The organism is Streptomyces sp. NPDC023157 (genome assembly GCF_055560575.1).
Window position 1 is genome coordinate 1,180,236 of the sequence record NZ_JBVHIL010000001.1, and the last position, 24,176, is coordinate 1,204,411.

General features: G+C 72.1%; 19 protein-coding genes and 1 tRNA gene. 10 read left to right on the plus strand and 10 right to left on the minus strand.

The window, feature by feature from the left end; all coding sequences use genetic code 11:
* The first annotated feature begins 220 nt into the window (after positions 1–220).
* Positions 221–715 (plus strand): SsgA family sporulation/cell division regulator, encoded by a 495-nt coding sequence (locus ACZ3ZE_RS05385; protein ID WP_361162718.1) that lies wholly within the window; start codon positions 221–223, stop codon positions 713–715.
* A 32-nt stretch (positions 716–747) separates the two neighbouring features.
* On the opposite strand, the gene ACZ3ZE_RS05390 is transcribed toward ACZ3ZE_RS05385, so the two are convergent.
* Positions 748–2,142, minus strand: coding sequence for an FAD-binding oxidoreductase (locus tag ACZ3ZE_RS05390; protein WP_467257428.1), 1,395 nt, complete (start codon positions 2,140–2,142; stop codon positions 748–750).
* A gap of 97 nt (positions 2,143–2,239) precedes the next feature.
* Between ACZ3ZE_RS05390 and ACZ3ZE_RS05395 the strand changes: the two genes are divergently transcribed.
* Positions 2,240–3,640, plus strand: a complete 1,401-nt coding sequence (locus tag ACZ3ZE_RS05395; RefSeq protein WP_467257431.1) for a tetratricopeptide repeat protein — start codon at positions 2,240–2,242, stop codon at positions 3,638–3,640.
* Positions 3,641–3,813: 173 nt separating this feature from the next.
* Here the strand turns inward: ACZ3ZE_RS05395 and hppD are convergent, their stop codons facing one another.
* Positions 3,814–4,959, minus strand: a complete 1,146-nt coding sequence (gene hppD / locus ACZ3ZE_RS05400) for a 4-hydroxyphenylpyruvate dioxygenase (RefSeq protein ID WP_361162713.1) — start codon at positions 4,957–4,959, stop codon at positions 3,814–3,816.
* A gap of 121 nt (positions 4,960–5,080) precedes the next feature.
* On the opposite strand from hppD, the gene ACZ3ZE_RS05405 reads away from it, so the two are divergent.
* The 4 genes from ACZ3ZE_RS05405 to ACZ3ZE_RS05420 all read left to right on the plus strand — a co-directional run bounded on the left by ACZ3ZE_RS05405 (position 5,081) and on the right by ACZ3ZE_RS05420 (position 7,927).
* On the plus strand, positions 5,081–5,560 hold the full coding sequence (locus ACZ3ZE_RS05405; protein ID WP_467257433.1) for an Lrp/AsnC family transcriptional regulator: 480 nt from the start codon (positions 5,081–5,083) through the stop codon (positions 5,558–5,560).
* A gap of 82 nt (positions 5,561–5,642) precedes the next feature.
* Positions 5,643–6,266 carry an ArsR/SmtB family transcription factor gene (locus ACZ3ZE_RS05410; RefSeq protein ID WP_361622217.1) on the plus strand — a complete coding sequence of 208 codons (624 nt, stop codon included), beginning with the start codon at positions 5,643–5,645 and terminating at the stop codon, positions 6,264–6,266.
* Positions 6,267–6,306: 40 nt separating this feature from the next.
* Positions 6,307–6,498 (plus strand): hypothetical protein, encoded by a 192-nt coding sequence (locus ACZ3ZE_RS05415; protein ID WP_467257436.1) that lies wholly within the window; start codon positions 6,307–6,309, stop codon positions 6,496–6,498.
* A gap of 124 nt (positions 6,499–6,622) precedes the next feature.
* Positions 6,623–7,927: an MFS transporter gene (locus tag ACZ3ZE_RS05420; protein ID WP_361622214.1), complete on the plus strand. Its 1,305-nt coding sequence runs from the start codon at positions 6,623–6,625 to the stop codon at positions 7,925–7,927.
* Here ACZ3ZE_RS05420 and ACZ3ZE_RS05425 read toward each other — a convergent pair.
* From ACZ3ZE_RS05425 to ACZ3ZE_RS05440, 4 genes are all read right to left on the minus strand, one after another.
* Positions 7,860–8,654 (minus strand): S16 family serine protease, encoded by a 795-nt coding sequence (locus ACZ3ZE_RS05425; protein ID WP_361162703.1) that lies wholly within the window; start codon positions 8,652–8,654, stop codon positions 7,860–7,862. The two genes, ACZ3ZE_RS05420 and ACZ3ZE_RS05425, sit on opposite strands and share 68 nt — an antisense overlap.
* 56 nt (positions 8,655–8,710) lie before the next feature.
* Entirely contained in the window at positions 8,711–9,352 is a 642-nt protein-coding gene (locus ACZ3ZE_RS05430) for an IclR family transcriptional regulator (protein ID WP_046912351.1), read from the minus strand.
* Between the two features lie 441 nt (positions 9,353–9,793).
* Positions 9,794–11,584, minus strand: coding sequence for a DEAD/DEAH box helicase (locus tag ACZ3ZE_RS05435; RefSeq protein WP_361162701.1), 1,791 nt, complete (start codon positions 11,582–11,584; stop codon positions 9,794–9,796).
* A 442-nt stretch (positions 11,585–12,026) separates the two neighbouring features.
* Positions 12,027–13,499 carry an MFS transporter gene (locus ACZ3ZE_RS05440; RefSeq protein WP_361162699.1) on the minus strand — a complete coding sequence of 491 codons (1,473 nt, stop codon included), beginning with the start codon at positions 13,497–13,499 and terminating at the stop codon, positions 12,027–12,029.
* A 179-nt stretch (positions 13,500–13,678) separates the two neighbouring features.
* Between ACZ3ZE_RS05440 and ACZ3ZE_RS05445 the strand changes: the two genes are divergently transcribed.
* From ACZ3ZE_RS05445 to ACZ3ZE_RS05460, 4 genes are all read left to right on the plus strand, one after another.
* Positions 13,679–13,750, plus strand: a tRNA-Cys gene (locus ACZ3ZE_RS05445).
* A 110-nt stretch (positions 13,751–13,860) separates the two neighbouring features.
* Positions 13,861–14,790 carry a protein kinase family protein gene (locus tag ACZ3ZE_RS05450; protein ID WP_467257439.1) on the plus strand — a complete coding sequence of 310 codons (930 nt, stop codon included), beginning with the start codon at positions 13,861–13,863 and terminating at the stop codon, positions 14,788–14,790.
* Positions 14,791–14,792: 2 nt separating this feature from the next.
* Entirely contained in the window at positions 14,793–16,991 is a 2,199-nt protein-coding gene (locus ACZ3ZE_RS05455; RefSeq protein WP_467257442.1) for a protein kinase domain-containing protein, read from the plus strand.
* A gap of 108 nt (positions 16,992–17,099) precedes the next feature.
* Positions 17,100–19,175, plus strand: coding sequence for a protein kinase domain-containing protein (locus tag ACZ3ZE_RS05460; protein ID WP_467257445.1), 2,076 nt, complete (start codon positions 17,100–17,102; stop codon positions 19,173–19,175).
* A gap of 28 nt (positions 19,176–19,203) precedes the next feature.
* On the opposite strand, the gene ACZ3ZE_RS05465 is transcribed toward ACZ3ZE_RS05460, so the two are convergent.
* The 4 genes from ACZ3ZE_RS05465 to mycP form a co-directional block, all read right to left on the minus strand.
* The gene (locus ACZ3ZE_RS05465; protein ID WP_361162693.1) at positions 19,204–19,794 is read right to left on the minus strand and encodes a hypothetical protein; all 591 of its coding nucleotides are present in this window, start codon (positions 19,792–19,794) and stop codon (positions 19,204–19,206) included.
* Positions 19,795–22,074: a hypothetical protein gene (locus ACZ3ZE_RS05470; protein WP_361162691.1), complete on the minus strand. Its 2,280-nt coding sequence runs from the start codon at positions 22,072–22,074 to the stop codon at positions 19,795–19,797.
* A 5-nt stretch (positions 22,075–22,079) separates the two neighbouring features.
* Positions 22,080–22,529 carry a hypothetical protein gene (locus ACZ3ZE_RS05475; protein WP_361162689.1) on the minus strand — a complete coding sequence of 150 codons (450 nt, stop codon included), beginning with the start codon at positions 22,527–22,529 and terminating at the stop codon, positions 22,080–22,082.
* A gap of 290 nt (positions 22,530–22,819) precedes the next feature.
* Entirely contained in the window at positions 22,820–24,175 is a 1,356-nt protein-coding gene (mycP, locus tag ACZ3ZE_RS05480) for a type VII secretion-associated serine protease mycosin (RefSeq protein ID WP_467257448.1), read from the minus strand.
* Between the last annotated feature and the right edge of the window lies 1 nt (position 24,176).

The window sequence follows — 24,176 nt, forward strand, 5'->3', positions numbered from 1 at the left end:
CAGAAAGGCCGCCTTCGGGGGACGTCACCCCGATTTCGTCACTGAGGGTGATTCTCGGGCCCGTGCCGGACCGGCCTCGCCCGGCCTCTGCACGGCCCCTTCACGGGTCCCGAAAAAATTCTTCGGAAACTTCCCCGAAGTCGCGTAATGGATCGGCCGGACCCCCCTCTCTCCCTGTGAAGGCCCACCTACGGGCCCCCGAGGAGAGAGGCAGCACGCCATGCAGAACACCGAGAAGAACAACGTCGTCGAGCGCGAACTCGAACTGAAGCTGGTCCTGTCCCCCGAGCGCTCCCTCCCCGTCCCGGCCCGCCTCGCCTACCGCGTCGACGACCCGTACGCCGTGCACATCACCTTCCACATCGGCTCCGAGCACCCGGTCAACTGGACCTTCGCCCGCGAGCTCCTGGTCGAGGGCGTGTTCCGGGCCTGCGGCCACGGCGACGTGCGCATCTGGCCGACGAAGGTCGACGGGCGCAACGTCGTCCTGATGGCGCTCTCCTCCCCCGACGGGGACGCCCTCCTGGAGGCCCCCTCGGCGCAGGTGTCGGCCTGGCTGGAGCGGACCCTGCGCGCGGTGCCGCCGGGCACCGAGACCGAGCAGCTCGGCATCGACGACGGCCTCGCCGAGCTGCTCGCCACCACCGTGCTCACCGACGACCTGTGGCTGCGTGACCCGTGGCCGTCGGACGAGTCCACGGACGGCGACCTGTGACCCCCGTGCGGGGCAGCCGGGTACCTCGTCGGTCAGAAGAGCTTTCCGGGGTTCAGCAGGCCCAGCGGGTCGAAGGTCCGCTTGATGCCGCGCTGCAACTCCACCCCCACCGGCCCCAACTCCCTCGCCAGCCACTCCTTCTTCAGCGTCCCCACCCCGTGCTCGCCGGTGATCGTGCCGCCCAGGCCGAGCCCGAGCGCCATGATCTCGTCGAAGGACTCCCGCGCCCGCCGCGACTCGTCCTCGTCGGCGTGGTCGAAGCAGACGACGGGATGGGTGTTGCCGTCGCCCGCGTGCGCGCAGACCCCGATGGTCAGCCCGTACTTCTCGGCGATCGCGGCCGTGCCGGCCAGCATCGCCGCCAGCTTGGTGCGCGGCACGCAGACGTCGTCGATCATGGTCGCGCTCTTGATGGTCTCCAGCGCGGTGAGCGACAGCCTGCGGGCCTGGAGGAGCAGTTCGGACTCGGCGGCGTCCTCGGCGGGCACGACCTCCGTGGCCCCGGCCGCCCGGCAGAGCTCCGCGACGGCGGCCAGGTCGGCCCCGGGATCGGGCGTGTCGAAGGCGCACAGCAGCAGGGCCTCGGTGGTGTCCGGCAGCCCCATGTGGGCGAGCTCGTTGACGGCCCGGACGGTGGTGCCGTCCATGAGTTCCAGCAGCGACGGGGTGTGGCCGCGCTCCATGATCGCGCAGACGGCCTCGCAGGCGGCGGCCGCGGAGGGGAACTCGGCGGCGAGCGCCAACTGCGCGGGCGGCTGCGGCCGGAGCGCCAGCACCGCCCCGACGACGATGCCGAGGCTGCCCTCGGAGCCGACGAAGAGCCGGGTCAGGTCGTATCCGGCGACGCCCTTCGCGGTCCGCCGGCCGGTCCGCAGCAGCCGCCCGTCGGCGAGCACGACGTCCAGGCCGAGCACGTACTCGGCGGTGACCCCGTACTTCACACAGCACAGGCCTCCGGAGGCGGTGCCGATGTTCCCGCCGATGGTGCACGTCTCCCAGCTGGAGGGGTCCGGCGGGTAGGAGAGGCCGTGTTCGGCGACGGCGCGGGAGAGCACGGCGTTGATCACGCCCGGTTCGACGACGGCGATCCGGTCGACCGGGTTGATCTCCAGGATGCGGTCCATCTTGACCAGGGAGAGCACGATGCAGCCGTCCGAGGCGTTGGCGCCGCCGGACAGGCCGGTACGGGCGCCCTGTGGGACGACCGGGACGCGCAGCGCGGTCGCCGTGCGCATGACGTGCTGGACCTGTTCGACGGTGCGGGGCAGCACGACCACCGCGGGGGTGCCGGCCTCGCAGAAGCCGGCCATGTCGTGGGCGTACGAGGCGGTGACGTCCGGGTCGGTGAGCAGCGCCTCGGCGGGGAGTCCGGCGCGCAGCTCCTGGTGCAGTCGCGTCTGAAGATCGTCCTGCTGAAGATCGTCCATGGGTCCAGCGTGGCACCCGGGGCCATCGGTGTGAACCCGCCGGGACGGGCGCTCGTGTGCTCTTCGTACAGCCGCCCGCGGGCGCACAGTGAGCGCCATGAAGAGCGAGAACGTGTCGAGGGCGGTGCTGGCCTGCGGGGTGGGCGCGGTGCTCGCCGCGACGGCGCTGGTGTACGTACCGGAGCTGATCGCCCGCGCGCCGACGCCCCCGCCGGGTCCCGCCGACCGGGCGGTGAGCGCGGCGCACGCCGGAGCGCGGGCGGCGCTGCCCGATCTGGTCGCGCTGATCGGTGACCGGGAGCGGTGGCTGAGGACCCATCCCGGTGACGACGCGTCATGGGCGGTGCTCGGCACGGCCTATACGGAGCGCGGGCTGCGGCGCGCCGACCCGGCGGACTTCCCCCGTGCGCAGGACGCTCTCCAGCGCTCCCTCGCCGTGCTGCCGGCCGGGCGCGGGAACCTGGCCGCGGAGCTGGGCATGGCGGCGCTGGCGAACGCGCGCGGCGACTTCGGTACGGCGAAGCGCTGGGGCGAGCAGGCGCGCAAGGCGCAGCCCAAGCGCTGGTCGGCGTATCCGGTGCTGATCGACGCGTACGAGGGCCTCGGCGACTACAAGGCGGCGCAGAAGGCGACGGAGACCCTCGCCGAACTGCACTCGGGCCCGGCGGTCAGCGCCCGCTCGGCGCGCCTGTACCGCAACCGCGGCTGGCGCGAGGACGCGGGCGCGGCGGCCCTGGACTCGGTGGCGCTCGCGGAGACGGGCGCGGACAAGGCGGCGGCCCTGGCCCGGCTGGGCGACCTGGCGTGGGAACGGGGCGAGCCGGCGGAGGCCCTGGGCTCGTACGACACGGCGCTGGGCCTCGTACGGGACGACGCCCCGTCGCTGGCGGGCCGCGCGCGGAGCCTCGCGGCGCTCGGCCGCACCGACCAGGCCGTGCAGACCTGGCAGGCCGCCCTGGCCCGGCAGCCGCTCCCCGAGTTCCTCCTGGAGGCGGGCGAGCTGTCCGAGTCGCTGGGCCGGGACGGGGACGCGCAGACCCTGTACGGGCGCCTGCGGACCCAGCGCCTGCCGGGCGCCGAGGTGGCGCTCGGCCTGCTCGCCGCGGACCACGGCGACCCCGCGGAGGCCGTGCGCCTCCTGCGCGCGCAGTGGGCGCGGGGCCACCGTTCGGTGCGGGTGGCGGACGCGCTCGGCTGGGCGCTGTACCGGTCGGGCGAGCCCAAGGAGGCCCTGGAGTACGCGAAGCGGGCCACCGACGAGGGCCTGCGCAGCGCGCTGTTCGCGTACCACCGGGGCGAGATCGAGCGCGCCCTGGAGGAGGGCGGCCCGGCCCGCCGCCACCTGGCGGAGGCGCTGCGGATCAACCCGTACTTCTCCCCGCTGCTCGCCCCGCGCGCGAAGGAGGCCGTGAAGGCCCTGGGCGACCTCCCGGACGAACTCCCCAAGGACGTACGCCAGGAGGAGCCGAAGAAGCGGACGGAGGCCAGGAAGGCGTAGGGGGCCAGGAAGGCGTAGGGGCCGGGACGGCGCGGGGAAGCCGTGGAGGCGTGGCGCGGGTCCGCGGGTGGGGTCCGCGTCCCGGGCGGCCCCCCGTACCGCCCGGGACGTGGTGAAGGGGCCGGCCCCGGGTCCGCACCCGGGACGGGCCCCTCGTGGGAGGGCGGCAGCCGCTAGAGGTTGCCGCGCTTGTCCTGCTCGCGCTCGATCGCCTCGAACAGGGCCTTGAAGTTGCCCTTGCCGAAGCCCATCGAGCCGTGCCGCTCGATCATCTCGAAGAAGACGGTCGGGCGGTCCTGGACCGGCTTGGTGAAGATCTGCAGCAGGTAGCCGTCCTCGTCACGGTCGGCGAGGATCTTCAGCTCGCGCAGCTCGTCGATCGGGACGCGGGTGTCGCCGACCCACTCGCCGAGCGTGTCGTAGTACGCGTCCGGGACGGACAGGAACTCGACACCGGCGGCCCGCATCGCGCGCACGGTGGCGACGATGTCGTTCGTGGCGAGCGCGATGTGCTGGACGCCGGGGCCGCCGTAGAACTCCAGGTACTCGTCGATCTGCGACTTCTTCTTCGCGATCGCCGGCTCGTTGATCGGGAACTTCACCTTCTTGGTGCCGTCCGCGACCACCTTCGACATCAGCGCCGAGTACTCGGTCGCGATGTCGTCGCCCACGAACTCCTTCATGTTCGTGAAGCCCATGACGTTGTTGTAGAAGGCGACCCACTCGTTCATCTTGCCGAGCTCGACGTTGCCGACGCAGTGGTCGACGGCCTGGAAGGTGCGCTTGGCCGGCGGCTCGACGATCGGCTGCGCGGCGGTGTAGCCGGGCAGGTAGGGGCCGTCGTAGCCGGAGCGCTCGACGAGGGTGTGGCGGGTCTTGCCATAGGTGGCGATGGCGGCGAGGACGACGGTGCCGTGCTCGTCCTTGAGCTCGTACGGCTCGACGAGCCCGGTGGCGCCCCGCTCGACGGCGTGGGCGTAGGCGGCGCGCGCGTCCGGCACCTCGATGGCCAGGTCGATCACGCCGTCGCCGTGCGCGGCGACGTGCTCGTCGAGGAAGCGGCCCCAGTCACTGGTGGCCTTGATGACGGAGGTGAACACGAAACGGGCGGAGCCGTTGGTGAGGACGTAACTGGCGGTCTCGCGGCTGCCGTTCTCCGGTCCGGAGTAGGCGACCAGCTTCATGCCGAAGGCCGTCGAGTAGTAGTGCGCGGCCTGCTTGGCGTTGCCGACGGCGAAGACGACCGCGTCCATTCCCTTCACCGGGAAGGGGTCGGCCTCACGCGCGGTGGTCGGGGTGTGATCGAGGGTCTCAGTCATGACAGCAGCGTCCCGCCGTCCCGCAAGCTGCGCAATAGTTTCTTGTTCCCCTGGTCAATCTGCCCAGTGGTGAGCCACCATCGGCGTGCGACTTGTACATCATGACCATCAGGAGGCCGCCGTGGCGATCGATCATCTGGACGGGCGTCTGATCGTGCTCCTCGCGGAGGAGCCCCGGATCGGGGTCCTGGAGGCCTCGCGGCGTCTCGGCGTGGCCCGCGGCACGGTCCAGGCCCGGCTCGACCGGCTCCAGTCGAACGGGGTGGTCCGCGGCTTCGGCCCCCAGGTCGACCCGGCGGCCCTCGGCTACCCGGTCACGGCCTTCGCGACCCTGGAGATCAAGCAGGGGCAGGGCGCGGACGTGCGGGAGCACCTGGCGACTGTCCCGGAGGTCCTGGAACTGCACACCACCACCGGCCACGGGGACATGCTGTGCCGGCTGGTGGCCCGCTCCAACGCGGACCTCCAGCGGGTGATCGACCGGGTCGTCGGCTTCGACGGCATCGTCCGCGCGTCCACGGCGATCGTCATGGAGAACCCGGTCCCGCTGCGCATCATCCCGCTGGTCAAGCAGGCCGCGAAGGGCGACACCCAGCGGTGACGTGAGGGCGCCGGAGAGAGTTGCAAAGAACTCGCTGCAAAAAACCGTTGCAGAGACCTCTTTGCAACTCTACTGTGGAGTCATGCCCGAGAAGCCCGAGCCGGAGCACGCCTCCGCGACGCCCGCCCCCGAAGAGAAGCCCGCCAGCCGGCTGCTCGACCCGCGCTCCCTGCGCGGACTCGCCCACCCGCTGCGCATCCAGCTGCTGCGCGCCCTGCGCCACCACGGCCCCGCCACCGCCTCCCAGCTCGCCGAGCGGCTCGGCGAGTCCAGCGGCGCCACCAGCTACCACCTGCGCCAGCTCGCCGCCCACGGCTTCGTCGAGGACGACCCGGAGCGCGGCAAGGGCCGAGAGCGCTGGTGGAAGGCGGCCGTCCAGGGCACGACCTTCGACGAGGCGCTGTACGAGAACCCGGACCCGGAGATCCAGGGCGCCGTCGAGATCTACCTCCACGAGATAGCGACCATCCACACCCAGGAGCTCAACACCTACCTGGGCACCCGGCACCAGTGGGCCGAGGCGTGGGCCGGCGCCTCCGACATGAGCGACTTCACGCTCCACCTCTCCCCCGACCGGCTGCGCGAGCTCGACGGGCGACTGCACGCCCTCATCAACGAGTACCGGGACACCGAGGACCGCGAGGCCCCCGGCAGCCAGCGCGTCCGGATGCACCTCCACGCCTTCCCCCAGCACGGCGAGAACTGACACACCCACCCCCTCGCGGGACCACCGGAAAGGCCACGCCATGCACTCCGACATCCACCTCGTCCTGCACACCCTGAACGCCGCCGAGCTCCACGAGGCCGCCACCGACACCGCCCCGGCCGGCCCGAGCACCCCCACCACCTCCGTACGCGAACAACTCGGCTGGAAGCTGGTCGAGTTCGGCCTGAAGCTGGCCGTCCCGCACCCACGCGCCACCTGCGCCACCGCCTGACGGCCACGAACGGGCCCGAACGGCGCCCTGCGCGGGCCTCAGCGGCTCCCAGCGGCCCAGGGCCGGCCTGAGCGGCCCGAGCGGCCCAGAGCGGCCACCATCCACACATCCGGGGGGATCCACCGTGCGATCGCGCACACCACTGGCCACCGTCCTGGCGGCCAACGCCATCTCCATCAGCGGCAATTCACTCACCCTCATCGGCGTCCCCTGGTTCGCCCTGGAGACCACGGGCAGCCCCGGCAAGGCCGGTGTGGTCGCGTTCTTCGCCGCCGTCCCGGTCGTCGTCTCGGCGATCTGCGGCGGACCCGTCATCGACCGGATCGGGCGCCGCCGGGTCTCCATCGCCTCGGACCTCGTCTGCGCCCTGGCACTCGCCGCGATCCCGCTGCTCAACCGGGCCGGAATGCTGGAGTTCTGGATGCTGTGCGCCCTGATGGGCGTCACCGGCCTCTTCCACGCGCCCGGCGAGACCGCCCGCCACGTCCTCATCCCCGACCTCGCCCGCCACGCCGGCACCCCGCTGACCCGGGCGGCCAGCCTCTACGAGGCCGTCTCCCGCGGCGCCCGCATGACCGGCGCCGCCCTCGCCGGGCTGCTCGTCGCCTTCATCGGCGCGGACACCGTCCTGTACGTGGACGCCGCCACCTTCGGCCTCTCGGCCCTGCTCGTCGTCGCCGGACTCCGCGGCATACCCTCCGCCGAACCGCTCCGCGAGGCACCGCCGCTCTCCCTCGCCGCGTACCGCTCCGACCTGCGCGCGGGCTACTCGTTCCTGCTGCGCACCCCGCTGCTGCTCGGCATCAACCTGATGGTGATGGTCACCAACGGCCTGGGCCAGAGCTGGAACGCGGTCCTGCTCCCCGTCCACGCCCGCCAGGAGCTGGGCGGTTCGGCGGCCATCGGCCTGCTCGTCGCCGTCTTCGGCGGCTGCGCCCTGCTCGGCGCGCTGCTGTACGGGGCGGTGGGCCACCGCTTCCCGCGCCGCCCCGTCCTCGCCGTCGGCTTCCTGCTCGCCGGGGCCCCCTCGTACCTGGTCGCGGCCCTCACGGACACCACCCCGCCGCTGCTCGTGACGATGGCGCTCGGCGGACTCGGCGCCGGGGTGCTCAACCCGATCCTCTCCACGGTCTTCTACGAGACCGTCCCCGAGGAGCTGCGCTCCCGCGTCGGCGGCGCGAGCACGGCCGGCGTGCTGCTCACCACCCCGCTCGGCGGCCTCGCGGCCGGCTACCTGATCGAGCGGACCGGCATCACCACGGCCCTGCTCACCTTCGGCACGCTCTACTTCCTGGCCACGCTGTCGCCGCTGGTCTTCCCGTCCTGGCGGGCGATGGACCGCCCGGCCGGAAAAGCGGAGGTCAGCAGCTCGGAACCTTCGACTCCTGCCCCTGCTCAAGGGCCCGCAGGGACGACACCGCGTCGCTGAGCGCGGTCACCGGCACCAGGCGCAGGCCCTTCGGCAGCTCGGCCTTCGCCTGGGAGCACTCGTCCTTCGGCACGAGGAAGACGGTGGCCCCGTCGCGCGCGGCGGCCTGCGTCTTCAGCGAGACCCCGCCGACCGCGCCGACCTTGCCGTCAGGCGTGATCGTGCCCGTACCGGCGACGGTCCGGCCGCCGGTGAGGTCGCCGCCGTCGCCGTCGCCATCGATCTTGTCGACGATGCCGAGGGAGAACAGCAGCCCGGCGCTGGGCCCGCCGATGTCGGCGAGGTGCAGGTCGACCTTCACCTTCTTCGGGTCCAGCTTCAGGTAGCCGAGGGCGGCGAGGGAGGCCGCGTCCTGCGACTCCTTCATCTGCCCGAGGTTGCGCTCCTCGATCTCCTTGTCGGACTTGCCCGACGGGTAGACCGACTCGCGCGGCAGCACCGCCCGGTCCGTACGGAACCAGGCGTCGGCGACCTCCCCGAGGTCGATGTCCTCCGAGGGACCGGTCGCCAGGATCGTCGTCATCCGCAACTGCCCGTCGGTCGCGCGGACCGGGACACCGCTGACGGTGATCACCTCGCGCCCCTTGTCCTTGCCGAGGACATCGGCGGTCGTCCCGGGCTGCGCGATGGAGAACGGCAGCGGCGCGAGCCCGGCGACGGCGAAGAGCGCGACGACAGGAACGGCACAGAGCGCGAGCGCACGACGACGCGAGAGACTGGAGAACACGCCCCCAATCTACTGGGCCCGGTTACGGGCGGGCACGGCCCCGCGCCCCCGGCCCGTCACCGCAGCGCGTCGGCGACCTCCCGGGCCGCGTCCACGACACGCGGCCCCACCCGCTCCGGCACGGCGTCCGACAGCATCACGACGCCGACACTTCCCTCGATGCCGGTGACCCCCACGAGCGGCGCGGCAGCCCCGCTGGCCCCGGCCTCCAGCTCGCCGTGGGTGAGGGTGAAGCCCGGTTCGATGAGCTCGCCCAGCCGCGCGGCGAGGATGGCACGCCCGGCCGCCCCGCGGTCCAGCGGATGACGGAAGCCCGCCCGGTAGGCGACGTGGTAGTCGGTCCAGGTCGGTTCGACGACGGCGACGGCGAGCGCTTCGGCCCCGTCGACGAGCGTCAGGTGGGCCGTCGCGCCTATGTCCTCAGCGAGCGAGCGCAGCGCGGGCAGCGCGGCCTCCCGCACCAGCGGATGCACCTGGCGGCCGAGCCGGAGCACGCCGAGCCCGACCCGGGCGCGGCCACCCAGGTCACGGCGGACGAGGGCGTGCTGTTCGAGCGTGGCGAGCAGACGGTAGACGACGGTCCGGTTGACACCGAGTCGGTTGGACAACTCGGTGACGGTCAGGCCGTGGTCCGTGTCGGCAAGCAGTTTGAGGACTCTGAGTCCCCGGTCGAGCGTCTGGGAGGTCTCCGCGGTCACGACGCCCTCTCCTTCGGAGTGAGTGACAGCGGACTCGTACGAGAGCTGCGACACCGGTCCCACGGCGACGCACGTCAGAGGCCGCCGGCAGGACGGGGCACACCGGCTGCGCTCCGCGGCGGCGCTGCCACGGGGCGTTTGCTTGAGCCGGGACAGTAGCGACCTGCTCCGCTCAGCGGAAGACCTCGTCCAGAATCCGGGCGCGTGCGACCGGATACGGGCGGTTCGGGACCTAAGTCGGCCGAACTGGGGACTTTGGAGGACAAGGACGCCCAGGTGACGCTCGTAGCGTGGAGGTGCGCGGGGTCCGACCGTGGGGGCCGGTCCTCGCCGCCCCGTCCCGTTCCCCCGGGACGCCCGAGAGGCCCGTACACAGCCTGTGTACGGGCCTCTCGGCCTTGCGGGGCACCACGCGAAGGGCACGGCGCGCGAAGGACGGCGTCACCGCATGCGGGTGGCCCACTCCTGCACCTTCTTGATCCGCTCGCGGATCTGCCCGGCGGTGGCCTCGGCGCTCGGCGGCCCGCCGCACACCCGGCGCAGCTCGGTGTGGATCACGCCGTGCGGCTTGCCGGTCTGGTGAACGTACGCACCGACCATCGTGTTGAGCTGTTTCCTCAGCTCGAGCAGCTCCTTGTGGGAAACCACGGGCCGCCGCTCGGCGGGCAGCTCCAGCAGGTCGGCCTCGGTGTCCGGCTTCTTGCGGCTGTGCGCGATCTGCCGGGCCTGCCGCTTCTGCAGGAGCAGCTGCACCTGGTCCGGCTCGAGCAGCCCGGGGATGCCGAGGTAGTCCTGCTCCTCCTCGCTGCCCGGGTGGGCCTGCATGCCGAACTCGGCGGCGTTGTAGAGCACCCGGTCGAAGACGGCGTCGGACTCGAGCGCCTCGAACGGCAGCATGTCCTGCTCGCCGGTGTCCTCGTCCTGCTGCTTCTCGGCCTCGGCGAGCTCCTTCTCGGACTCGGCGTACGGGTCCTCCTCGCCCTCCTTCTTGGGCCGGTCGAGGACGTGGTCGCGCTCGACCTCCATCTCGGTGGCGAAGCCGAGGAGGCTGGGGATGGTGGGAAGGAACACGGACGCGGTCTCGCCGCGCCTGCGGGATCGCACGAAACGCCCGACGGCCTGCGCGAAGAACAGCGGCGTCGAGATGGTCGTCGCGTACACGCCGACGGCGAGCCGCGGCACGTCGACGCCCTCGGACACCATCCGGACGGCGACCATCCACCGGGAGGTGTTCTCGCTGTACTCGTCGATGCGGCCGGAGGCGCCGGCGTCGTCCGAGAGCACGACGGTCGCCTTGGTCCCGGTGATCTCCCGGATCAGCTTGGCGTAGGAGCGCGCCGAGTCCTGGTCGCTCGCGATGACCAGCCCACCGGCGTCCGGAATGGACTTCCGGACCTCGGTGAGCCGCTGGTCGGCGGCGCGCAGCACGTTGGGCATCCAGTCGCCGCGCGGGTCGAGGGCGGTACGCCAGGCCTGGGAGACGGCGTCCTTGGTCATCGGCTCGCCGAGCCGCGCGGCGACCTCGTCACCGGCCTTGGTGCGCCAGCGCATGTTGCCGCTGTAGCTGAGGAAGATGACCGGCCGCACGACCCCGTCGCCGAGGGCGTTCCCGTAGCCGTACGTGTAGTCGGCCGAGGACCGCCGGATCCCGTCGTTCCCCTCCTCGTACGTGACGAAGGGGATCGGGTTCGTGTCGGACCGGAAGGGCGTACCGGTCAGGGCGAGCCGCCGGGTGGCGGGCTCGAAGGCCTCCAGGCAGGCCTCGCCCCAGGACTTGGAGTCACCGGCGTGGTGGATCTCGTCGAGGATGACGAGGGTCTTGCGCTGTTCGCAGCGGTTGCGGTGCAGCATGGGCCGCACACCGACACCGGCGTAGGTGATGGCGACCCCGTCGTACTCCTTGCTGAGCGGCCCGGCACTGTAGTCCGGGTCCAGCTTGATCCCTATCCGCGCGGCGGCGGCGGCCCACTGCTTCTTCAGGTGCTCGGTGGGCGCGACGACGGTGATCTGCTGCACCACGTGGTGGTGCAGCAGCCAGGACGCGAGGGTCAGGGCGAAGGTGGTCTTGCCGGCGCCCGGCGTGGCGACCGCGAGGAAGTCACGGGGCTGCTCCTGGATGTACTTCTCCATCGCGCCCTGCTGCCAGGCTCGCAGCTTGCCGGCGGTACCCCAGGGGGCACGGCCGGGGAAGGCGGGAGAAAGGTGATGGGAGGAGGAGGCGGTAGTAGTCACGGTCTCCGGTTCGACGCTCGTCCAGATATGACAACCGGGCCACCCTACCGGTGCACCCCCCGGAGACCCACCCCGAAAAGCCCCGCGCCGCCCCCCTTGAGACAGTCCTCACAACCCCCTGGACCACTCCACAACTGCTCGACGATCAACCACCACATGGGTCAACTGCCCCCCAGCGACACCCATGACCAGGGCATACACCGAACCAAGATCACCCCCTCCGAGATCGGCACCCGACGACGGCGGGGAGGGGGCCGGATCCGGAGCGGGGGTAGGGGGTGTCCGGACGTGGCGGTGCCCGCAACGAGCGAAGCGAAGTGAAGGTCGCAGTCCGGACACCCCCTACCCCCGCGGAGGTTCCGGCCCCCGCGAACCCACGGGTTTAGGGGCGAAGCCCCGAAACTCGGCCGGCGGAGCCCAGGCACCGGCACCACCCACGGGTCTAGGGCCGAAGCCCCCGCACAGCGGCGGACCGCACCCCCAGCCGCGTAGCAACCCACGCCCCCACCGCCGCGACCACGGCCATCGGCAGGAACACCACGACGAAGGCGCCAGGATGCGACCCGCCACCCCCACCGGAAGCCGCGTGCCCCACCGCCCCACCACCGAGCGCGGCGAACGCCGCCCCGCCCGCCGCGAGCAGCAGCACGTTGGAGAGCCCGTCGGAGATCTGGAGGGCCGCGGAGTTCGCGCCGGCCTCCTCCGGGGCGGACAGCTTGAGCAGCATCACGCTGGTCAGCGCGATCACGATGCCCATGCCGAAGCACCCGAAGGCCCAGGCCACCGCGACCACCCACGCCGGCACGGCCGGAATCAGCACGCTGGGCGCCGCGGCGATGGCGAGCGCCACCAGCACCATGCCGCCGACCATGAGCCGCTCGCGGTACGGCTCCGTCCACGGCCGCGACTGGACGTAGGAGCCGAGCGCCCAGGTCAGCCCGCCGACGGCGAGCGAGAGCCCGGCGAGCGTGGGGCTCAGCCCGCGCTCGGTGACGAGCATCAGCGGCACGAAGGACTCGGCCGCGATGAACGCACCCGCGGCGATGCCGCGCAGCAGCACCACGGAGGGCAGCCCGCGGGCCGCCCGGTACGTGCCGGGCGGCAGCAGTCCGCGCACGGCGGGCACGAGCAGCGCGGCGCCGAGGACGGCGGGGATCAGGGAGAGCCAGCGCAGCTCCTGCCCGGCGTACTGGAGCAGCGCCGCGCCGAGGGAGATCCCGAGGGCGAGCCGGATCCGCCGCCGGTCGTACGGCGGGAGCGGGGCGTGCGGGTCGGCGGGCCCGGAGGCGGTCCGGCGTATCGCGGGAAGCGCGAGGGCGAGCGGGAAGACGACGAGAGCGGGTATCCCGACGAAGACCCACCGCCACCCCAGGTGCTCGGTGATCGTCCCGGAGGCGAGCGGCCCGACGACGGAGGGCACGACCCACCCTGCGGCGAAGGCGGCCATGATCGCGGGCTGGAGGTGCTCCGCGTAGGCCCGGCTGATCACGACGTACAGGGCGACGATCACGAGCCCGCCGCCGAGCCCCTGGACGGCCCGTCCGAGGATGAACAGCCACATCGTCCCGGCCGTGCCGGAGAGCAGCAGTCCGGCGGCGAAGGCGCTCATGCCGGCGGTGAGCGGCGCGAGCGGCCCGCTGCGGTCGGACCACTGCCCGGAGAGGACCATGGCGAAGAGGCTGGTGGTGAAGTACGCGGAGAAGGCGAAGGCGTACAGCGAGACCCCGCCGAGCTCGCGGGCGGCGACCGGCATCGCGGTGCCGACGGCGGTGGCCTCGAAGGCGATGAGCAGGACCACGGACACGATGCCGATGCTGAGCGCCCGGTGGTCGCGGTCGAGCACGCCGCCGCCGCCGGTGGGAGGTGCTGCGGCGGCGGGAGGCGCGGCTGTGTCGCTGGGTTCGAGGACGCTCATCCCCCCAGAGTAAGGGCCATCTCCGCAGGTGACCCCTGTCGCAAGTCGGTTACGGAGTGGTCCCTTCGCCCTAGGCCCATGAACGCTCTGTGGCCCCCGTATGGCAGTCGTGTTGCAGGCCCCACGGAACCGTTGAGCCCGCCCCGCCCCCCGCCTAACGTCGTACTCGTCGCCACCACGACCGTGTGCCCGAGTGGTTGAGGGGCTCGCCTGCAAAGCGAGTTACGTCGGTTCGATTCCGATCACGGTCTCCGAGGAAGGGGCGCCCCGTACAGGGGCGCCCCTTCTCCCCGTTCCGGCCCGCCCCGCTCCCCCGAGTAGGCTCTCCCTCGCTCAGGGGGATTTCAGGGGGGATTCGCAAGTGGAACGGCCGTACCGCCTCATCACGCGTCTGGACCCGCCCCAGGACCGCCCCGCCCCGCACCCTTCCCCGCCGCCGGTCCCGTGCCGCCGCTTCATCGCCCGCAGCGCGACGACCGACCGTACGGTGCTCCTCACGGCCCCGCTCCCCGGCGCAGACCCGGGGCTTTTCCGGGCGGAGGCGCAGGCGGCACAGCGTCTGGCGCCGCCGTGGACGTTCCCGGTGACGGAGATCGACGGAGCCGTACCCGGCCCGGACGCCTGGTTCACGACCCCGTACGTCCCGGCGCTCCCGCTCCCCGTGGCGCTGGCCGTGCACGGCGGCCCGTTGCCGGAGGAAACGGTACGGGTGATCGGCGCGGCCCTCGCGGAGACGCTGGCCGCGCTGCACGCGCAGGGGGTGGCGCACGCGGGCGTGGCCCCGGCGGCGGTGCTGCTGACGGCGGACGGCCCGCGGCTCACGTGCTTCGGCGCGGCCCGCACCACGGACCGGGTGGACCGGGCGGCGCAGGCCCCCGAGCAGGCGACGGGCGGGCTGCCGCGCCCACCGGGTGACGTGTACGGGCTGGGCGCGGTCCTCGCGTACACCGCCACCGGCCACACCGTCCCCGAGCGCGCGGAACTCCCGCCCGCGCTGGCCGGGACGGTCACCGCCTGCCTCACCCGCGACCCGGCGAACCGCCCGTCCGCCGCGGCCCTGCTGCCCGCCCTGTCCCCGCCCACCCCGCACGGCACCGTCCTCGGCTCGGCCACGACCCTGCTCACCCCCGGCTGGCTCCCGCCCCGCGTGGTGGCGGCCCTGGCCCACCAGTCCGCGACCCTGCTGACCGCCGAGCTGCCGGACGTTCCTGGGACCGGCAACGGGATCGGGAGCGGGAACAGCGACGACAACGGAACCGGGTACGGGCACGGAAACGGGATCGGAAACTGACGATGCTCTCCCCCCTGACCCACGACGACCCGTCCGCCATCGCCGCGTACCGCCTGCTGGCCCGCCTGGGCTCCGGCGGCATGGGCACGGTGTACCTGGCGCGTTCGCCGGGCGGCCGTACGGTCGCGCTGAAGACGGTGCACGCGCGCCTGGCGGCCGACCCGGCGTTCCGTACCCGGTTCCGGCTGGAGGCGGACGCGGCCCGCATCATCGGGGACCGCCACGGCGCGGCCGTCGTCGACGCGGATCCGCTCGCCGAGACGCCGTGGCTGGCCACGGAGTACGTCCTGGGACCGCCGCTGGACGACGCGGTCGCCCTGGCGGGCCCGCTGCCGGAGCCGACCGTCCGCGCCGTGGGTGCCGCTCTCGCGGGGGCGCTGCGGCAGCTGCACTCGTCGGACGTGGTGCACCGCGATCTGAAGCCGTCGAACATCCTGGTCACCGCGCACGGCCCGAAGGTGATCGACTTCGGCATCGCGCGGGCGGCCGGCGACGCCCGGCTCACGTCGACGGGCGCGGCGGCCGGCACCCCGGCGTACATGTCGCCGGAGCAGGCCTCGGGCGAGGAACACACCCCGGCGGGCGATGTGTTCGCGCTCGCGGGCGTGCTGGTCTTCGCGGCGACGGGCCAGGCGCCGTTCGGCTCGGGCGCCCCGGCGGACCTCCTCTACCGCGTCCGCTACGCCGACCCGGACCTGTCGGCCGTGCCGCCGTCCCTCCGCCCGCTCCTGGCCGTCTGCCTGGCGAAGGACCCGTCCGCCCGCCCGGCCCCGGCCACCCTGATCGCCGAACTGCACGACGGCCGGGGCGAGTTCGCGGACCACCTGCCGCCGCCGCTGCTCGCCGCGATCGCCCGCCGCGCGACGGACGTGTGGCACCCGCACCCGCCCCGCCTCCCGGCACCGGCGGAGGACCCGTACACGACGGCGGTACCGGCCCCGGCCCCGCCGCGCCGCCTCTCCCGCCGCGGGCTGCTCGCCCTGGGCGGCGGCACGGCCCTCGCGGCGGCGGGCGCGGGCGTGGGCCTCTGGGCGTGGCGCGGCAAGGAGCCGCAGCCGACGGGCGGACCGAGGACGCCGGCCGGCGGTGGCACCGGCGCGGCCCCGTCGTCGCTGTGGAGCACGGAGATGGCGACGCCGGAGAAGGACGAGCGCACGTTCCCGATGGTCGTGGGCGACCAGGTCGCCCTGGTCGCGGGGATGGGGGTGGTGTTCAGCGAGGTCGCGACCGGCAGGACCGCCGGCGTGTGCACCGCCGACACCACGCCGTGGACGGCCGTCGCCGACGAGGCGGGCGTCGTCCACGCCGTGCAGCGGAAGACGGACACCGAGCACTTCGACCTGGTGGTGCGGACGGTGGACGCGAAGAAGTACGCGCTGCGCCCGTCCGGCATCATGGTGAAGGGCCTGAACGCCAACATGGACGCGACCCAGCTGCTGTGTGCGGCGGGCGGCGTCCTGTACCTCGCGGGCGCGACGGGCGTCCCGGACGCGCTGCGCTCCCACCACCTGGTGGCGGTGAACACCCGTACGGGAAGGGAGTTGTGGCGCACGCCCCTGGGGGACGCGCCCGCGAACTCCGGCTCCGACAGCACGGACCGCCGCTACGTGATGGCGACGGCGGTAGCCGGAGACCGCCTCATCACGTTCGAGAGCTACAACGAGTTCGACGACACGACCCGGGTCGTCGCGCGCGACACCCGCACGGGCGCCGTGCGCTGGCGCAAGGACATCGACGTGCCGCGGGACACGGCGGCCCTCACCCAGCCCTGCCTGGACGGAACCCACCTCTACACGGGCGGTACGAACTTCTCGGCGCTCCGGCTGAGCGACGGCGGCACGGCCTGGCAGGAGCGGATCTCGGCGACGGTCCCGTTCTCCGGGCCCGTACGGGGGGACGGCGCCGTCTACGCGGTGGCGGAGGGCGGCGCGTACGCCGTCGACCCGGCCACGGGCACGAAGCTGTGGCAGGAGAAGGCCACCACCGACAACCCGGCCCTGCCCGACAAGGACCAGTCCCTCGCGGTGGGCGACCGCTACCTCTACTACCGCTCCGAGCGGGGCCTGGCGGCGGTGGACCTGAGGACCCGGCGCAGGGCGTGGGTGTACGCGACGGACGCGGACCATGTGGTGGCGCACCGCGAGGAGGGCCGGATGTACGCGGTGGGCGACCGCTTCATGATCGCCCTGCCCCTGAAGTAACCCCGCCGACGCACCCCCAGCTGAGCCGCCCCCTCCCCTCCCCCGCCCCTCCCCCGCCCTTCCCCCTCCCCTTCCCCCTTCCCTCCCTGGACAGGACGTGACGCCCCGATGAACCCCCTAGGCTTCGGCGACCCGCTGCGCCTCGGCCCGTACCGGCTGCTCGGTGTGCTGGGCGAGGGCGGCATGGGCAAGGTGTACCTGGCGGCGGGGGCCGACGGCCGCCCCGCCGCGGTGAAGGTGCTGCGCCCCGAACTCGCCCACGACCAGCACCTGGCCCAGCGTTTCGTCCGCGAGGCGCACACGGCGCAGGCGGTCAGGAGCGGCGGGGTGGCGCGGGTGCTCGACGCGCAGATGGACGGCGGGCGCCCGTGGATCGCGACGGAGTTCCTGGCCGGGCCGACGCTGGACGAGGCGGTGGCGCGGTACGGCCCGTTCGACGAGCCGACGGTACGGGCGCTGGCGGCGGCGCTGGGCGAGACGCTGCGGGACATCCACGCCGCCGGACTGATCCACCGCGACATCAAGCCGCCGAACATCGTGCTGACGTCCGACGGCCCTCGGGTCATCGACTTCGGCATCGCCCGCCCCGAGCACGGCCTCACGCTGACGACGACCGGCCAGATCCCGGTCACGCCCGGCTACGGGGCGCCCGAGCAGGTCCTCGGGCGGCGGGTGACCGGGGCGGCGGACGTGTTCTCGCTGGGCGCGGTGCTCGTGTACGCGGCGACGGGGCGGCGGGCGTACGACGGGCCGCATGTGGCGGCCGTGCAGTACGCGGTGGTGCACGAGCAGCCGGACCTGGGCGCCCTGCCGCCCGCGCTGCACCAGCTGATCGCGCCGTGCCTGGCCCGCGAACCCGAGCTGCGGCCGACGCCGGAGCAGGTGGCGCAGGCCTTCGTACCGGACCGGCGGAAGGTCCGAGACGTCTGGCGGCGGGGTGCGCTGCACGAGGAGGTGAAGCGCAGGGAGACCGAGGTCCGGCGCCAGTCCAAGGCGGCGGCCGCGACCGTCGTGGCGGGCAGCACGCCCGCCCCGAGCAGGCGCCGTGTGCTCGCGGCGTGGGGCGGGGGCGGCGCCGTCCTGCTGGCCGGCGGCGGAGGCACGGCGTGGTGGCTCGGCAGCCGCGGGGAGAACGCCCTGCCGCCCGAGGGCGACGCTCCGGAGGCCCCGCTCCTGGACCAGGCGAACGCGGGCATCCGCCCGACGCCCCTGTGGGGCCCGGTCGACGTGGCGGCGACGGGCCCGCTCGCCCCGCCGGTGGCCCTGCGCGACGTGGTGGTCTTCCCGGACCGGAACGGCGGCCTGACGGCGCTGAAGGTGGTGGACGGCACGACGAAATGGACACTGCCGAACATCTCAAAGACGGCCCGCCAACTCCCCCTGACCCTGACCGAGTTCGTAGCGACGAACCCCGAAGGCCACCTCCTCGTCCACAACGCGTCGACAAGCAGACAGAACTGGACCCTCCCGTCGGCGGAAGCGGCCCTCCTCCTGGCCGCGACCCCCGACACCGTCTACGTCCTCACCACGAAGGGCGCCCTGCGGGCCGTGGACGTCGCCGGCCGCACGATCCGCTGGACGATCGCGTCCACGGAACGCGCCACGGACACCAAGGGCCCGTGGGCCGCCGCCGACACCGACCACCTGGTCGTCTCCGGCTCGGACGGCACCGTCACCGCGTACGCCCAGGCGACGGGCCGCCAAGCCTGGCAGATCCGCGGCCAGTCCTCGGAGTCCCTGCGGCCCGCCGTCGACGACGGCACGGTCTACCTGGGCGGCCGCACCCTGACCGCCGTCACCCTCGCCACCGGCAAGCACCTCTGGTCCGTCGACCCGAGCCCCGGGCGCACCTGGGGCCCGCCGGCGGTCGACGCCAACGGCGTCACCGCCACCCAGGGCCGCGCCGTCCGCCGCTACGCCAAGGACGGCACCACCCCCGACTTCTGGTACGCCGACCTGAACGGCGACTTCCCCGACCCGCAGCCCCCCGTGGTCCAGGGCGACTGCGTCTGGACCGTGGAAAGCGCCAACGGCGACTCCGGCGTCTCGGGCATCTCCCTCCCGGAGGGCAAACGCGTCTGGACCTACGAACGCGACAACACGGGCCCCTGGGCCATGACGGCCAAGGCCAACCGCGTCTTCCTGATCAGCAAGGGCAAGGTGGCGGCTCTGCCTACGTTCTGAACGGGTTGGCCTTGCAGCGCTGCCCGGATCATTTCCGCACGGGTTGAGGCACCCTCGCGTCGTCGGCACAGCCCCACGCCACGGTCGCCCGGTGAGTGACGTCCTGGAGTGCCGTCACATAGGCGTCAGCGGCGTCCGATCGCGGGACGGGGGCCAGTTCGAGCGCGGCCCGCACGATGCCGATCTCCCCGCAACGGAAGTAGATGTCCGCGCCCCCCGCCGAGGACCGGGAGGCACCGAGCCCCAACGGCACGGTGTGGACCCCGGACGCCTTGCCGATGTCGTCCGGCCCCTTGGGCACGCGCTCCACGGTGAAATACCACGGTCCGCTGACTTCGCCGGCCTTGCCCACGGGCCGGATGACACAGACATCCTGGGGATGGGACCACAGCGTCGGATCACCGCTCAGCGACGCCAGGTCGACGCCACGCTCCTCCACGAACCGCTCGGCACCCGAGCCGTTCCCGAGGGCCCGTGCTCCCGCGTCCGTGAACCCGCCGCACACCTCAGCAGCCGGCCGACCGTCGTCCGCCTTGCTGGCATCGTCCGCCGGGCCGCCACATCCAGCGACCAACAAGACGCCCACGAGAAGGCCGCCTGCCCTCACACGTCGGCTCATCTACTTGATGCCATCCGTTCGGTCGCTCGAGTTGGCACCCCGGTCGTAAGCGTTGAGCACTTCCTGCATGTACGTCGTACGCCGTTCCAATGGAACGTCGTGCAGCTCCATGTAGTTCAGCAACGAGGCCTGCGACCGGCGTTTGCTCAGTTCCTCGAACCCTTCGGCATCGAGGCTTGCTTTCGCCGAGAAGTCCGCCTCGTTCTTGAGGGCGTCATCACTGAACCCGTTACCCCAGTAGGTCTCCAAGGCTGCGCTCCCCGTGTCCACGAGCATCGGCACCGCGGTCGCCGCCGCGACTCCGGCCGCTGGGCCGAGGAAAGGAGTCACCGCGACTCCGGCACCCACGCTCAGGGCCGAGCTCAGGCCGAACTCCTTCCACGCCGCGCTCTTGGCGTACTCCAGGTTGGCCTTGTCCTCGGCTTCCTTGTAGGACTCGTTGATATCGGTGAGCCGCCCCTCGGTGAGGATCCCGAACGACTGGGCGCCCGTGTTCGCCGCCATCCGCACCTTCTCCACGTCGTCCGGGTAGGCGACCATCGCACTGTCCGTGAAAACCTGCTGTGCCGTGGACAGCACCTGATAGTTCCCGTCGTACTGGCCGACGATCCGGAGGAATTTCCGCGCCTGCCACACGTCCGTCGAGGCGTGATCGGCCCCTTCGTGCTGAAAGACATCGTGGCGACTTGCCGATCCGGTGGCCAGCCCCTCCCCCGCGAGCGCCCAGTTCAGGTCGTCGATATACCCCGCCCCCATGCGGGCGAGGCTCGCCCCGACACCGGGTCGATCCTTCACGAAGTCGGTGTCCGCGGAAACGGTGTGCAGGACCTGCTCCATGACGTTGGCGCCGGACGCGTCCCTGTGCACCACGGAGGAGGGGTCGTCGTACGTCACGCCCAGGGTGGCAGCCTCCAAGGCATGTCCCAATTCGTCGTATCCCGCACCGAGATCACGGTCCTGCCCTGGGACGACATCAATGGGCCACTGACGTTCGGTGAGCAGATACTTGAGATCGGGATCCAACTGGCTTTCCGACCTGTCCCCGGCGTCCGACTCGGCCCAGACCTCGGAGTGGAAGAGGGCCTTTGCCGCCTCAGGGTTGTGCGCCAGGGCTTCCATGTAGCCGGCCACGGGATCCTGGCCGAAGTCGGCGCCTCCGTAGTTCAGTCGATACGCGGCCCCGTCAGGGCGCCAGAGATCGCCGGCCTTCCCCTTGTGGCCCTGCTCGAAGGCGAGCAGCTCCTTTCCGTAGTCGTTGAGGAATTCCGTGTCGTATTCGCCGTATCGAAGCAACGCACTCATGACCTGGAACGAGTACGGGCCCTCCGTCTGGATGCCGGCACGGTAGTCGATGTCCTTGATGCGCTCCGGTCCGATCCCCACCATGCCGCTCTTCCAGCCCTCCATCGCGGCACTGTCCACATGCGTGGCCGTGGCAAGAGTGTGGCCCAGCGTTTTCTGCAACTCGGCCAGAGCCTCGGCGGTCTTGCCGTCAGGGTTCCGCCTGTCGGCAACGGCCTGCCAGAAGTTGACGGTTCCTCTGGGTCCGAGGGCAACCGCGAATCTTTCGGAGAAGTACGGATCGCCTTCATGGGCGCCCATGAGGCGGTTGAGGTCACGGAGCTGCGCCGAGGTCAGATCTTTGCCCCCGATGGCCGCCAGGGCGAGCTCTGTGGCGGCGTCCGCGTCCTTGGCCGCCTCCCGGCGCTGCTTCATCGCCGTGTCCAGGCTGTTGGCCGTGTCCGAGTCGAACCCTCGCTCCCGCCCGTTACGGTCCTGCGAGAGAGCGAAATGAAGGGCCACGTCGGCTTCTTCCGCATCGGCCAACGCCTGCTTCACCGCATCGTTGTAGGAGTGGATCGTCTCGTTGTACGACTTCTGCAGCACCGCAGACCGATCCGCGTCTTCAGGTGGGACGACCAAATGGACGGCACCCTCGGCCGTGATCCTCAAGTAGCGGTCACCCGTCACTGCGGACTCGACATCTCGAACGCGCTTCTGCGCGGCGCTGAACCGGGCGTGCGCGTTGCTCAGCAGCGAGTGGATGTCGCGAGCCTCTTCAGTCGCGCTGTACATCTCCCGCTCCACCACGGAAAAGGTGCCAAAGGCAGCCCGGGCCGCTTCACCCGCCCAGTCCGAGTCACGCAGATGACTCGTCACTGTCGAACCGAAGGTTCGCTGGATCTCCGAGAACGCCTCAGGCAAATTCCTCCACTGAGTGACAGCCTCCGAGAGCGGCGTGAGATCGGCTCGCTTGACCTGCTCGTACGTCAGCGCCACACCATTCACCCCTCGGCCGAGGACTTGGACGACGCGTCTCCGCTGCCGGCACCCACCCGCTTCACGGCGGCCGCTCGCGCGGCTTCCTCGGTCCGGAAGTCGGAGGCGGCGCCACGCAGGGCACCAGCGACCTGTTCGCTCAGCAAGCCCCGCACGTACCGCATCTGGGACTCCCAGCGCTTCTGAAACGTGCCGAACGCGCCCGCGGACCTGAAGCCCTTCAGTCCCGCACCAACTTGACCGGTTTCCTTCGCCGCCTTGTCATCCGCTTCGACGAAGCTGCGCAGCACCTTGTCCGCTGCTTTGGCTCGGCCGTCAAGGACATCGGCATCCACATGTAGCCGCGTTCCGGGGCCGCCTCGCCCGCCGTTCCCGTCATCCACCCCGTTCAGGCGCATGGACACGTCGGCCGCTGCTTGTTGCCGCGCGGACAGCCACTCTTCGTCGAACGACATCCTTCTCCCCGAGTCCGCGAACACGCGAGACGCACGCGATTCGCACATGCGTGTGTCGGCGCAGCATTCGAAACCGTGCGACTGGCGCTCTGCAACTGCGGGAAAGCTATCGAATGCCTAGCCGGAGTACGCAACCGCAAGGGCAAACAGCACCGATTCCACGCCACTCGCGACGCACCCCAACCGAGGGAAGGAAGGGAAAGGAAGGGGAACGAGTCTGCCCTCGCTCCCACCCCTCAGCGGCGCACGCTTCACGGCGCCGCCACTGCTGGTACCCGAGAGCGGCCCAGTCAGCCGAGCTGACCAGGACCGGGCGGCTGGTGCTGCGGGTACGCGTCGCCCTGCGGGCCCCCGTACGGCGCGTACGGCGGCGCGGCGGGAGCCGTCGGCGGCATGGGCGGCACGGCGCCGCGCCGGCGGGAACGGAGGGCGACGGCCGTCACCGCTCCGCCGACCAGGACAGCCGCACCGACACCAAGCGCGATCCACAGGCCGGTGTTGCCGCCGCCCTCGGACGGGGCGGCGGCGGGCGGCGGGGTGCTGCCGGCCTTCGACGGCGCGGGAGCGGCGGAGGGGCTCGCCGAGGCGGACGGCGCCGCGGATGCTTCGGCGGCGGCGAGGTCGGGCAGCGGGTAGACGTCGGCGGGGCCGGGGTCGCCGGGGGTGGTCAGCGCTCGGAGGGGGCGGATGGTGCCGTAACCGAGGTAGTCGGTGCGCTCCTTGCCGCTCTTCGGCTTGCCAGCGGTGTTGAGCATGACGCGCAGGACCTGGTTGTTGGTCCAGTCGGGGTGCTTGGACCAGATCAGGGCGGCGGAGGCGGAGGCGAGGGCGGTGGCGCCACTGGTACCGCTGCCGGAGCAGAGCTCTGTGCCCTTGGAGCAGGCGTTCACCAGGTTCTCGGCCGGGGCGGCGAGATCGACCTGAGGGCCGGTCTGGGACTTGTCCCACCAGGCGGCCTTCTTGTCGAGGCCGCCCACGCCGACCACGCCGGGCGTCGCCGCGGGGTACTCGGCCTTGTTGTCCGCGTCGGCGCTGTTGCCGACGGCCGCGAAGATCAGCTTGTTCTTGGAGAGCGCGTACCGGACGGCCTGTTCCAGTTCGGGTCCGATGCGGTCCGTGCTGGAGCCGACGGAGATGTTGATGACCTTGGCCTCGGAGTCGGCGGCGAACCGAATGGCCTTCGCCATCCCCGCCGAGAAGGGGTCCACGCGGTCCTTCTCGTACAACCGCTCCTGGTTGTAGACGAGCCGGATCGGAAGGATCTTGGCTTTGGGTGCGAGCCCGAACGACCCTTCGACGCTGCCGCGTGCTCCGGTCGCGGCGATCAGGCTCGCCATCCCGGTGCCGTGGTTGTCGACGTCGTTGTTCTCGTCGCCCGAGAGACGGGAGTAGTCCTTGCCGGGAAGGACCTGTCCCCGGAGGTCGGCGATGGTGTCGTCGACGCCGGAGTCGATGACGGCGACGACGACGCCCTCGCCTTCGCTGACCTTCCACATCTTGTCCGCGCCCATGGCCTTCAGGTGCCATTGCTGGTCACGTACGGACTCGGCGTGGGCCGGCGTCGCACCGATGCCCAGCAGTGTCAGGGCCGTCACGGCCGCCGTCAGGGAGCCGGACCCCATGGCCCGTCCACTGCTGGTTCGCATC